The organism is Pyxidicoccus trucidator (genome assembly GCF_010894435.1).
GTDB lineage: Bacteria > Myxococcota > Myxococcia > Myxococcales > Myxococcaceae > Myxococcus > Myxococcus trucidator.
Map to the genome: position 1 here is coordinate 44,694 of NZ_JAAIXZ010000029.1, position 11,501 is coordinate 56,194.

9 protein-coding genes are annotated in these 11,501 nt (G+C 67.4%); 5 read left to right on the top strand and 4 right to left on the bottom strand.

All coding sequences use genetic code 11. The features are described from left to right. The first annotated feature begins 121 nt into the window (after window positions 1-121). From G4D85_RS45520 to G4D85_RS45530, 3 genes are all read left to right on the top strand, one after another. A complete protein-coding gene (locus tag G4D85_RS45520; protein ID WP_164020851.1) occupies window positions 122-2,581 on the top strand; it encodes an ABC transporter permease in 2,460 nt (819 codons plus the stop codon). A gap of 567 nt (window positions 2,582-3,148) precedes the next feature. Next, on the top strand, window positions 3,149-3,892 hold the full coding sequence (locus tag G4D85_RS45525; protein WP_164020853.1) for a hypothetical protein: 744 nt from the start codon (window positions 3,149-3,151) through the stop codon (window positions 3,890-3,892). Further along, on the top strand, window positions 3,885-4,439 hold the full coding sequence (locus G4D85_RS45530; protein ID WP_338052950.1) for a type II toxin-antitoxin system VapC family toxin: 555 nt from the start codon (window positions 3,885-3,887) through the stop codon (window positions 4,437-4,439). Before G4D85_RS45525 ends, G4D85_RS45530 begins: the two co-directional genes overlap by 8 nt. Before the next feature lie 255 nt (window positions 4,440-4,694). Here the strand turns inward: G4D85_RS45530 and G4D85_RS45535 are convergent, their stop codons facing one another. The 3 genes from G4D85_RS45535 to G4D85_RS50130 all read right to left on the bottom strand — a co-directional run bounded on the left by G4D85_RS45535 (window position 4,695) and on the right by G4D85_RS50130 (window position 7,116). Next, complete coding sequence (locus G4D85_RS45535) at window positions 4,695-5,345, bottom strand: hypothetical protein (protein WP_164020857.1); 651 nt, start codon at window positions 5,343-5,345, stop codon at window positions 4,695-4,697. Window positions 5,346-5,971: 626 nt separating this feature from the next. Further along, window positions 5,972-6,628, bottom strand: coding sequence for a hypothetical protein (locus G4D85_RS45540; RefSeq protein WP_164020859.1), 657 nt, complete (start codon window positions 6,626-6,628; stop codon window positions 5,972-5,974). A gap of 350 nt (window positions 6,629-6,978) precedes the next feature. Further along, on the bottom strand, window positions 6,979-7,116 hold the full coding sequence (locus G4D85_RS50130; protein ID WP_240359903.1) for a hypothetical protein: 138 nt from the start codon (window positions 7,114-7,116) through the stop codon (window positions 6,979-6,981). 117 nt (window positions 7,117-7,233) lie between these two features. Between G4D85_RS50130 and G4D85_RS45550 the strand changes: the two genes are divergently transcribed. Both G4D85_RS45550 and G4D85_RS45555 read left to right on the top strand, forming a co-directional pair. Further along, window positions 7,234-8,439, top strand: a complete 1,206-nt coding sequence (locus G4D85_RS45550; protein WP_164020991.1) for an IS701 family transposase — start codon at window positions 7,234-7,236, stop codon at window positions 8,437-8,439. Window positions 8,440-8,801: 362 nt separating this feature from the next. Beyond that, window positions 8,802-9,932 carry an alpha/beta fold hydrolase gene (locus G4D85_RS45555; protein WP_240359905.1) on the top strand — a complete coding sequence of 377 codons (1,131 nt, stop codon included), beginning with the start codon at window positions 8,802-8,804 and terminating at the stop codon, window positions 9,930-9,932. A 34-nt stretch (window positions 9,933-9,966) separates the two neighbouring features. Here G4D85_RS45555 and G4D85_RS45560 read toward each other — a convergent pair whose 3' ends face one another. Continuing rightward, window positions 9,967-11,496: a hypothetical protein gene (locus tag G4D85_RS45560; RefSeq protein ID WP_164020861.1), complete on the bottom strand. Its 1,530-nt coding sequence runs from the start codon at window positions 11,494-11,496 to the stop codon at window positions 9,967-9,969. Between the last annotated feature and the right edge of the window lie 5 nt (window positions 11,497-11,501).

Genomic DNA, 11,501 nt, shown 5'->3' on the forward strand with positions numbered 1-11,501 from the left:
ACAGGGAGCCGAACAACCGCCGCGTCAAGGGACGGCTGCTCGATTGAGGTCAAGGCAATCATCTCGAGGCGAGGACGTAGCCTCCCGGGGACTTTCCCCGCGTCTCCAGGAGACTGCCGGCATGGACACCCTTCACGGTGGCTTGCGTCAAGCCTTGCGCTCGCTGCGGCGGAGCCCCGGCTTCGCGTTCAGTTGCATCCTGATGCTGGCCGTGGGCATCGGGGCGAGCACGGCGCTCTTCAGCGTGGTGGAAGGGGTGTTGCTGCGCCCCCTGCCCTATCCGCGCCCCGAGCGACTCCTGCAAGTCTCCCAGCGGGCGGCCGACGGCCACCTGATGCAGTTCTCCGACCCCAACTTCGAGGACGTCCAGGCGCAGAGCCGAAGCTTCGGGGCGCTGGCCCAGGTAGCGGGAGGGGCGAGCGTCGCCGTCACCGGTACCGACGAGCCGACCTTCGCCACGCTGGCGCTGGCCTCGCGCGACTTCTTCCGTGCCTTCGCGGTGCAGCCGGTGCGGGGCCGCCTGTTCGACGCGGACGAGCAGCGGGCGGGAGGCGCTCCCGTGGTGGTGGTGAACCACGCCTTCTGGAGGCGGCACCTGGGCGCGCAGCCGCTGCCGCTGTCGCGCACCCTCACCTTCGATGGGCGCGCCCATACCGTGGTGGGGGTGATGCCCGAGGCCTTCGACTACCCGGTGGGCACGCAGTTGTGGGTTCCCCGTGAGCTGGAGCCGCGCCTGCCCAGCCGCACCGCGCACAACTGGCGGGTGGTGGGACGGCTGGCGGACGGAGTCAGCCTGGAGGCCGCGCGGGCGGAGCTCACGGGCATCGCGCGCGGGCTCCTGGCACAGTACGGCCAGGACACCCGGATGCACGACATCGCCGGGGTGCCCCTGCACGAGAGCCTGGTGGGACGTGCCCGGCCCACGCTCTTCGTGCTGCTGGGCGCCGCGGCCTTCCTGCTCCTGGTGGCGGGCGCCAATGTCACCAACCTGCTGCTCGCCCGGGCGGCGACACGCAGGCGCGAGCTCGCCATCCATGTGGCGCTGGGCGCGGGGCCCGGCGCGCTGGTGCGGCAGTTCCTCACCGAGTCACTGCTGCTCTCGCTGACAGGCGGCGCGCTGGGGGCCCTGCTCGCCGCATGGGGCGTGCATGCGCTGCTGGCCGCCGAGCCCGGCAACCTGCCGCGCGTCGGCGAGGTGGAGGTGAATGCCACGGCGCTCCTCTTCGCGCTCGGGCTCTCGTTGCTGCTCGCGCTGGGGCTGGGGCTGGTGACGGCGCTGCGTGCGGCGCGCCAGGGCCCATGGGCCACGCTGGTGCAGGGCGCGCGCACGCAGGCCGGGGGTGGGGGCGCGGAGCGCACGCGCCGCGCCCTGGTGGTGGGGCAGCTCGCACTGGCATTGGTGCTGCTCGTGGGGGCTGCGCTGCTCGCGCGCAGCCTGGCGCGCCTGCTCGCGCTGGACCCGGGCTATCGCACCGAGGACGTCGCGGTGCTGAGCCTCGTGCTTCCCTCGGCCGAGGACGAGGCGGGGCGGCTGCGCAATGTGCGGATGCAGGAGCACCTCATCTCCCGGCTGAGCGCGCTGCCCGGCGTGCGCGCGGTGGGCGCCGTGAGCAACTTCCCGCTCGAGGGAAGCCCGGCGGGTGACGGCACCTTCCTCGTGCTCAACCGTCCCGACGAGGTGAAGAACTTCGAGGACTTCGGACGCCTGGTGCACGAGCCCGCGCGCACGGGTTCCGCCGACTACCGCGTGGCGAGCGAGGGCTACTTCCGCGCGCTCGGCATCCCGCTCGTGCGCGGGCGCCTCTTCGACGCGCGCGACACCTCCGAGGCGCCGCACGTGGCCGTCATCAGTGAGTCGCTCGCGAGGGCCCGCTGGCCCGACGAGGACCCGCTGGGCAAGCTCATCCAGTTCGGCAACATGGACGGAGATTTGCGCGCCTTCACCGTCGTGGGCGTGGTCGCGGACGTGCGCGACGCGGGGCTGGACGAGGAGCCGAAGCCCACGCTCTACGGCTGCTCCCGCCAGCGACTGCGGGCCTCCGAGCGCTTCCACCTCGCCGTGCACGGCCCGGCGGGCTCCACGGCCCTGGCCACCGCGGCGCGACCGGTGCTGCGCGAGCTCGCCCCCGAGCTCCCCGTGCGCATGCGCACCGTGGAGAGCCTCCTCGCGGGCGCACTCGCCCAGCGGCGCTTCAGCTTCCTGCTGCTGGGGGCCTTCGGCGCGGTGGCGCTGCTGCTCTCGGTGGCCGGCCTCGCGGCTGTCGTGTCCTACGCGGTGGCGCAGCGCACGAAGGAGTTCGGCATCCGCTTCGCCCTGGGGGCGACGGCGGGAGACGTGCTGGGGCTGGTGCTCCGTCAGGCCGCGCTGCTCGCGGGGGTGGGCGTGGCGCTCGGCGTACTGGGCGCCGTGGGGCTGAGCCGGGTGCTCGCGGGGCTCGTGTATGGGGTGAGCACCACCGACCCGCTGGTCCTCGGCGCGGTGGCGCTCCTCCTGCTCGGCGTGGCGCTGCTCGCGAGCTGGCTGCCGGCGCGGCGCGCGGCGCGCGTGGACCCGATGACGGTGCTGCGCGCGGAGGCATGAGCCGCATCACGCCGGGCGCTCGCCGGCGGCCTGCCGCCTGGCCAGGGCACTTGGGCCGGCGTGGGCCCCAAGGGGCGGCTCGGCCTCTGCTCCGGCCCGGCGCACAGCCCGCGCGTCACCCTCCAGCGACCCTTTTCACGCCCTTTGCACCAGCCCGTCCCCTCAAACAGGGCCCCCATTCCGCCTGGAGTCTGGCGGCGGTGAGTGCCTGCCGAAGCACGCGCACGCCCTGGCGCGCACGTCCGCGCGGAGGAGCGCGGCGTGCTCGCCCTTCCCCTCGTAGGCCATGCCGTAGGGCGGGTCCGTGAGCAGCAGGTCCACGGAGTGAGACGGGAAGTCCAGAAGCTGGTCGCGGCAGTCGCCGAGGTTACAGGGTGACGGAGTCGTTGCGGTAGTAGGGCTTCACGCGGTCCTTTCCGGCGCGGCACTACTGACAAGTGCAGGACGGGTGCCTGAGGCCCTGAGTCATCCGCAATGCGTCAGCAAAATAGCGTCGGCCCCTCCATACAGCGTCCAGCGAGGGGGCCGTGGGTGACCTCATGGCGTCCGTGTGCTATCCATGCCCGCGTGAGCGGCCTCGTCGAAGCGCATCTGGAGATTGACGGGACGGACATCCATCCGTCCACCGTTGACCCGCGCCTTGCCGCCGACCTCATCCACAGCTTTTTCCAGCTCCTGAGCCGGGCTGCATCTGCCGCAGGTGTCCCCCTTCATCTCAAGGGCATCACCATCGAGGACAAGTGCTTCCACGCTGGATTTGGCACCTCTGAGCCCCATCTCACCAAGAAGGCCCTGGAAACAGTCAGCGCATGGGTCTCGGGTGAAGAAGAGATTGACTCCAAGCCCGATGAAGAGGTGGTCCGCCACTTCAACAAACTGGTGCGTCAGTTCGGGAAGGAAGCGACCGCAACAATTGCGGTGGGCAGGTGGGAGCAGCAACTCAAGCTGGTGGACCCACAACTTCCTCTGCCGCCCATCAGCACGACCACGCTTCGAGTTCACCTGACCGACATCGGAGTTGAACCGGCGCGAGCACGATTCACGTCAGGGTCCGAGAAGAACCCATTCAGCCTTCCAGTCTCAGTGGCGCAAGCAGAGGAACTCCGCCATCACCTCAACGAAGATCTCGACCTCGTCTTTACGTTCCGCCGTAACAGGTACGGCGACATTGACGACGGCACCGTCCTTCACTTCTATCCGATGGAGTCGAACGACGATGGCGAAGAGTGGATCCGGTGGCTGACTGAGAATGGGAAACACTGGGACGAGGTGAAGGACCCGCTGGAGGAACTGGGGCGGCGTGATGATTGACCTGAGCGGACTGCCGCATCGCATCATGTTCGACTCGTCCGTGCTAACACGCACCCGAGCGAACTCGACGGCCCCTCATTCTGAGCTTTGTCAGGAGCTCTTCAGGGAACTGCTTCGCTCAGGGCGGCACATTCTGATTCCCGCAGTCGCGCTAGCTGAGTACATGCGCAGGCCGCCACACGACCAGCCCAAGCGTCACTCGCGGGTAGAGGTGGTCGCATTTGACCAGGATGCGGCCGTCGATCTCGCGACCAAGCTGCCGAACTGGCCTGTCATCAAGATGCACACGGGCACGTCCCGCACCGTCGCCAAGTACGATGAAATGATCCTGGCGTCCGCAATTCGTCACAACGCGGAACTCCTTCTGTGCATGGATACGGATCTGATTGAAGCTGCGAAGCTCTGTAAAGTGCCCGTGCTGGATCCAACGACCCTACCTCACCAAGAGTCGATGATAGACGTGCTAATGAATCCAGCGGCGTCGGCAGCAAGTCCTCCAACAGCGGTCAAGGCACCCGCCGCCAAGAAGACGACCAGCGGCACGTGAAGGACTCCTGATGGAAGCACAACGGCCCGCCCTGGATGTCCAGAGCGGGCCGTCGCACGTCAGCCACTGTGTCTCACCATCCGAACGTCCACCTCACGTCCGCGCCCGCCATGCGATCGTGCTGGTGGGCCTCGGCGAAGACGAAGCGCCCCAGCCCCGTCCGGAGCCGCGCCCCGCCCTCCAGGCGCGCGTAGCGCCGGAGAGCGAAGACACGCCGGCCTGAGCCTCCCCACGTTCCCGCTGCGCACGGGCACGTCACTGAGCACCCGGGAGAGCCCTGCGGCGACGGCTACCCGCGGGGCGTCTGAGGGGAGGCCGCCACCGGGGCCAGCGCGGCAGTGCTGCCGCTGGCCCCAGCGACAGCGCCGCCGACACCACCTCGTCCGCCAGCGCGGGCGCGCGGCTCGCCTTCATCCGGTCCAAGGCCGCCTCGATGAGCCCGGAGAGGAAAGTGTCCACGCTGCCGGAGGTGAGCTGGAGCACCTGCTGCAACTCGGCCAAGCCGTGCTCGCCCAGGCTGCGCTTCAGCTCCGCGAGGGCCTCGTCCTTGAGCTGCTTCAGCTCGGCCGGAGCGAGCACGCCGTCCGCGACGGCGGCCTCAAGCTTCGGCTTCAGCGTCACCTCGATGTCCCGGACGACGCCCTCGGCGACCATGCTGACCCGCGCGCCCACCTGCGAGAGCTTCGACTCCCCGGCCTGGGCCTGGAGCTTCTTCGTCAGGGCGAGGAGCGCGGTCGCGAGGAGTCCGGCCAGGGCCGTGGCCACCACGGGCGTCACCGAGACCTCTGCGGACATGAGGATGGACTTCAGCGAGGGCTCCGACGGCGAGCTGCCTGCCTGGGCCAGGGCCACCGGCGCGGAGAGGGCCAGTGCGAGCACAACGGTGAGGGTGAGACGCTTCTTCATGGAGGACTCCGGCGGACTGCGAGGGGAACAGCCCCAAGGAGAAGAGGCGCTCAGGATGCGAAGGGCAGCCGGCGGAATCCCCCCCCTGTGGCAGCCCGGTAGCTGAAGTGCAGAAAGGCCTTCACGCGCGCCTCGTGCGCCATGGCGTCCGCCAGCGTTAGGGTGGCACGGCCCCCGCCAGAGGCGTCCACCACCACGATCCCGCCCACGTGCACCATGACGTGCTCGGCATCCTCGGGCACGCCCGCGCGGTGGGCACATCGCTAGGTCCCCGGGCAGCAGCTCGCCGGCGAGCAGCACCGGCCGGCACTCCGCCCAGAGCCAGTCCGTGTCGTGGGTGGCGCGCCAGTCCAGCTTGCCCACCTCACGCAGGGCCCACGTCACTAGCCCGAGCAGTCGAAGAGGCGCTGCCCGGTGGTGGCGTCCCGCGTCCCCTTCACGTTCCAGCGGTTAGGGAACGTGCAGATGCTGGAGAATGAGGGCGAGGAAGGTGACGCACCCCGGAGTCAGAATGGAAGATCCTGGGCTTCTAGAGGACAGTTACCAGGGGAATGGGCACGCCAAGCGTTCCGCAATGCTGCTCAAGCAGGTGTACGCAGCCGCAAAACCGAAAAGCAGGTGAACACTCACCGTGCGACCGCCCGCGCCATGGAGTTTGGATCTAAGAATGGGCCGTTATGGGGCGATTCGTCGGAATGATACAAATCAAAGTATCCCTGTCCCAGCCTGGAAGGCACCCCAGACTTTTGGACTTCCGCTCGCTCCCTTGCGACTTCGACCAATAGATTTCCCACCACATAGACTGCATCACCAAAGTCCGGCCCCACTCCCGCTTCACGATAGGCATGCTGGAAACCAGCAACATGCAGCCACTCGTGAAACCAGTGCCCTGCTAAGGACAACCAGTCGTTGGCTTCATACCAGCGATTGTAATAAACAGGATTTGTCTTAATGGTTGGGTCTGGATGATCCGCCCCCCCAAGGATTCCGTCTTCGTTGGGCACTAACTTCACCTGAAGGTCTATTTCGTTATCTGGCACGCCACTTGGAATGGCCCGCCACTCAAGCCCGCCAGTAATGACTCTTACAAGATCGTCGTTCGTGGCTTCGATCTGGTATTTGTCGTTTGGGAAGTATATATTTCGCGTGTAAGGCACCGAGATGAGGCGCCCTAGAAAAGTAGGATCGTTTACCATGTCCTCCAGGTAGCGAGTCGTTGAAAGGCCAAAAGATTGCTGCCCTTGGGTTGCATTCTCGAACGACTGAAGGGTGACTTTGATCATACCCAAGATGGTCCAATATCGATTCAAGAGCAACAAGGGAGCCCAGGCCGAATTTGTCGACGAATGCACATTGGATTGGCACGCTTGATTTCGCCATTCAAAGAGGCGCTTCGCTGGCGTGCGTGCTGACTGCTCTGGACACCCTCTGTTGTCGCGCAAGCTCGGAAAGGGTCCGCAGTGCATTCGTCGCGTGGATTCAGACAGTCAGAGCAAAGTCCTTAAGGACCGGCGCGCCCGGCATCCTTGGAGGCCACCACGTTCGCAGCATGCTGCATCTGCCGGGCGCTGCGCTCGCCCATCAACAAGTGGGCATCGCTCGCGGCGCAGGCGAGTTGCGGGCGAGCCTCCAGTTACCATGTCTCCAGCGCCTTCAGTCGTAGACTCACCTCACGCAAGTGAGACTCGTGCTCCCTCACCCGGCGCAGGTCCGCCTTGATGTCCTTCACGTCGGAGGCGACGGTGGCCATCCGCTCGACGAGCAGGGGCACCTAGCACTACTGCGTTAGGGGTATGCGGGGGAGCGAGCGACTGAGGGCTGCGCGCCCCTGGCTACCATTGCGTTGTGCGCCCGGCGACCTACTCATGAAGTAGGTATGGACTCCTTCATGAATGCCGCTGCCGTGCAGCGGCTTGAGAGGTACTTCCAGCGAATCGGCGACGTGCTCGGCGAGGAGAGCCGACGTGGCTCGTTCGCCCTCTATGCCATGGGCCTGCTGGGAGACGGAGAGCGCAAGAGCGTCGAGCCCATCGCCGCCCGCGCATGCCCGGACCCCGGACGGGTGGATGCCATGCACCAACGGCTGTTGCACTTCGCTGTGGACTCGAAGTGGAGCGACCGGGACGTGCGGCGGGCGGCGGCGCAGTACGCGCTGGAGGCGATGACCCGGCGAGAGCCGGTGGACGCCTGGATTGTGGATGACACGGGCTTCCTCAAGCAGGGCAAGCACTCGGTGGGCGTGCAGCGGCAGTACACCGGCTCGGCGGGCAAAATCACGAACTGCCAGATTGGCGTCAGCCTCAGTGTCGCCACTCGCACCGAGCACCTGCCCCTCGACTTCGAACTGTACCTGCCCGACAGATGGGCCAACGACGAGGCTCGCCGCCGCGAGGCCCGAATCCCTCCCGACGTCCCCTTCAAGACCAAACCCCAACTGGCACTGCAAATGATTGACCGGGCCGTGCAGGACGGTGTCCCTCCGGGCGTTGTCTTGGGGGACACCGCCTATGGCACGTCCAGTAAGTTCCGCGCGCACCTGCGCTCGCTGGGCTTGCATTACGCGGTCGCGGTGGCCCCCCAGACCGCCGTCTGCCTGTTGGATGAAAAGGGGCGCCCCCGAGGTGACGCGCGGAGCGTTTCGGACCTGGCCCTGCGCCTTCATGAGCGGGAAGGCTTCCGACGGTGCTCCTGGCGCAAGGGCACCCAGGAGGACTTGTCGGCATGTTTTGCCCTGCGTCGAGTCATCGCCGCGGGCGTGCCCCAGCGCGAGCAGGAGCCGCTGTGGCTGCTCATCGAGTGGCGGGACGATGAGCCCGAGCCCGCCAATTACTTCCTCGTTTCCCTGCCAGAGCTCAGAACGAAGAAGCAGCTCATCCGCCTGGTGATGCAGCGCTGGAGAACCGAGCGCGTCTACGAGGACCTCAAGGGCGAACTGGGGCTGGACCATTACGAAGGCCGCCGCTTCCCTGGCTGGCATCACTACGTCTCGGTGGCCCTGTGCTGCTACGCGTTCCTCGTGGCGGAACGCGCGCGGCGTTTTCCCCCCTCGGCACGAGGGACGGCTGAAGCCCACACGCAGCCGCTCCAGGCCTGAGCGCCACTTCCACGACAGCTTCATCACCGCACGGCTCGCCATGGCGCGCGTGATTGCCACCTGGCTGCCGCGCTGCCCCACCTGCCACCGCTCCAACTACCGGCGCGCCTCACGTAGCCTGCCCGGTCTCCCCGAGCACCCCTCGGGCCCCTGACGCAGTAGTGCTAACCTGCCACGTCATCGAGCGCGGCAAGATACGTGCGCTGAACACAGCAGTGTATTGCCAATCATCATCAACGAATAAGCTGGATGGGGGCCCTGTTGAGGGCGAGGAAGGGAGAGCCGCCATGAGCGGCCGGTCATTGGCTCGGTGATAGGGCTCGTGGTACCCACGGGAATCACGAGCAGAGTCGGGGGATAGGGTGCGCAAAGAATCGTGGCTGCTGCTGGCGGTGCTGCTGCTGGGAGGCATTCAGGCACAGGCGCAGGAGGCGCCGGGCCCCAATTGCCGGGCCGAGGCCGTCAAGGTCATCGCGGACCTCCGAAAAATCGTGGCGCCCGAGGGATTGGAGCGCACGGAGAAGCTCCGCATCGGCGGCATCGACCAATGGGTCTCGGTTCGCAGCCGAGACCCGCGCAATCCGGTGCTGCTCGTGCTCCATGGCGGCCCCGGCTGGGTGGCCATGCCGACGAGTTGGTATGTCGCGCACGGCTGGGACGAGTTCTTCACCGTCATCCAGTGGGACCAGCGCGGCGCGGGCAAGACTTATGGCGCGAACGACGCGGCCACGGTCGCCCCCACGCTCACGGTCGACCGGATGCACGCCGATGCCGCGGAGGTCGTCCAATGGGCGCGCAAGACGTTCCGCAAGGAGAAGGTCTTCGTCCTCGGCCATAGCTGGGGCAGCATCCTCGGGCTCACCCTCGCGGCGAAGCACCCCGAATGGCTCCACGCCTACATCGGCGTGGGCCAGGGCATCGACGCGATGGAGAGCGAACGGCGCGGCTGGGCCTGGGCGATGGAACAGGCTCGCGCGGCGAAGAACGAAGAGGCCATCCGCGACCTCAACTCGATTGCGCCCTATGCCGCCGGCAAGGAGCCGGTTCCGCTGAAGGACATCATGGTGCAGCGCCGCTGGCTCAACTTCTTCGGGGGTGCCGCCTGGCGCCGTCCCGATGCGAGCTTCGAGGGCGCAGCGATGGCGCTGTCGCCCGAATACACCGACGAGGAGGTGCGCCAGGTCTGGAAGGCGGAGGAGCTCTCGGTCGAGAGGCTTCTTTCCGCGATACTGACGACGGACCTGTCGCAGGTGAAGCGGCTGAAGACGCCGCTGCTCCTGTTCCTCGGACGCCACGACTACAATGTCTCGGCGACGGTCGCCGCCGAATGGTTCGCGGGCGTCAAGGCGCCGTCGAAGCAGCTCGTCTGGTTCGAGCAGTCGGCGCACGAGCTGATGGCCGAGGAGCCGGGCAAGGTGCTGCTCTCACTCGTCCGCCATGCCCGTCCGATTGCCGAGCGCGTCGGCGATGCCGCGCCCGCCAGCTCCAAATAGAGCAGGCCGCAGAGGCCCCTGGGGCTGAAGCCCGCTACGGAGCGGCCGGAGACGGCACCGTGGGCACGAAGGCGCGGTCGCTCAGCGCCCACTGGAAGTCCACCAGCAGCAGGCTCTGGAAGAGGGAGTCCGTCGGCTTCAGCAGGGTGAGCAGGCCCGGGTCGCCAGCGTCCAACTGGTATTGCGCGGAGGGGCTCATGCCCAGCCCCCCGCGCGGCCAGGCCGCGCGCTGGTGGCAGTTGCGACAGTTCGTCTCCACCGGGTGACTGACCAGCTCGATGTATGGATTGAAGTGGGCGGGCAGCTGCGAGGGGGCCCCGAGGTCGGGAATGCCGTACTCACTGACCATGAGGTAGTTGCGCCAGGTCGGCGGCCCCTGCGAGATGGCGGGGCGGTCGCTCGCGTACGGCCCCGAGTCCGCGTCGTCGTGCCACCAGAAGGTCTGCATGGTCCACCTGGGCATCTCCTTGGTGAGGATGTGCGTGGCGATGGAGACCACGGCGTCACCGGCCTGGAACTCGCGGCCATAGGCCCACCACGCGGACGCGTCGAGGATGGCGCGGTCCTGCGGGCCCAGCGCGTCCAGCGCCTCCTGGGAGAAGGTCTGGTGGTAGAAGTCCGTGAGCGGGACGACCTTCGCCTCCTTGAACACGAGGGGCTCGAGCGGATGGCCGTCCGCGTCCAGCACCCCGTGGAGGAAGGAGACCTCCGTGATTCCGCCAGGAGGCACCGGGCAGCCCGGGGTCGCCACGGCTACGGCGCGGGTCCACGCGTCCGTGTTGTTCTCATAGCCCATGTACGTCGAGGGCGTGGGCGGCGTGGGGTTGTCCCAGACCGGCAGGGCGCCGCACGCATCACCGGGCACCGGCCAGTACATGTGCTTGAGCACGACGGAGCGGATGGGAAAGGGAAATACCTGCTTCGTCTGGCCCTTCGGCGGCAGCAGGCCCGTGAGGACGGAGCCCTTGTAGAACGGCGGATTGCCCGTCCCGTTATTGCCGCGAAGCCAGGTGAACGCAGCCTCGTTGTAGATGACGCCGGCAATCATGATGTCGCCGTTGTTCTGGAAGGTGAGGCCGTCGGCGAGCTGGTAGAGCGAGCCGGGCGAGCCCGGGCACCCGTCGAGCCCGTACTTCCTGCACACGTCCTCCGGCACCGGGTACAGGGGCCCCGGCAGGGACACCGGGACATTGTCCTTGTTCGCCTGAATCAGCGAGCGCGCGCGGTGCGGGCTCGCGTCCTGCGAGGAGGCCGGGTGCGGCGAAGCGTAGGCCTCCGTCGACGTGTGCCAGCTCCGCCAGAGCGACAGGTCTTCCTTGGCGGGGAAGTTGATGCCGGCGAAGAGGTACCAGCCGTGCTGGCGGATGCGCTTCTCGTCCCTGTTGGCCACCGCCTGCTCCAGCACCTGGGCCGACAGCGGGTAGTCGAAGCCAGAGGGGATGGGAGGCGCCACGGACAATGCGTCAGACGAGCGCTGCCCGCCAGGCGGGGCCGTTTCCCCGGGGTCTTCCTTGCAGCCAGCGACAGCCATTACCACGGTGAAGGCCAGGGCCCTGTAGCGCATGCAAT

Coding starts and splice junctions, on each gene's coding strand:
- G4D85_RS45560 (WP_164020861.1), bottom strand. CDS start 11,496: ATGCGCTACAGGGCCCTGGCCTTCACCGTGGTAATGGCTGTCGCTGGC.
- G4D85_RS45540 (WP_164020859.1), bottom strand. CDS start 6,628: ATGATCAAAGTCACCCTTCAGTCGTTCGAGAATGCAACCCAAGGGCAG.
- G4D85_RS45550 (WP_164020991.1), top strand. CDS start 7,234: ATGAATGCCGCTGCCGTGCAGCGGCTTGAGAGGTACTTCCAGCGAATC.
- G4D85_RS45530 (WP_338052950.1), top strand. CDS start 3,885: ATGATTGACCTGAGCGGACTGCCGCATCGCATCATGTTCGACTCGTCC.
- G4D85_RS45535 (WP_164020857.1), bottom strand. CDS start 5,345: ATGAAGAAGCGTCTCACCCTCACCGTTGTGCTCGCACTGGCCCTCTCC.
- G4D85_RS45520 (WP_164020851.1), top strand. CDS start 122: ATGGACACCCTTCACGGTGGCTTGCGTCAAGCCTTGCGCTCGCTGCGG.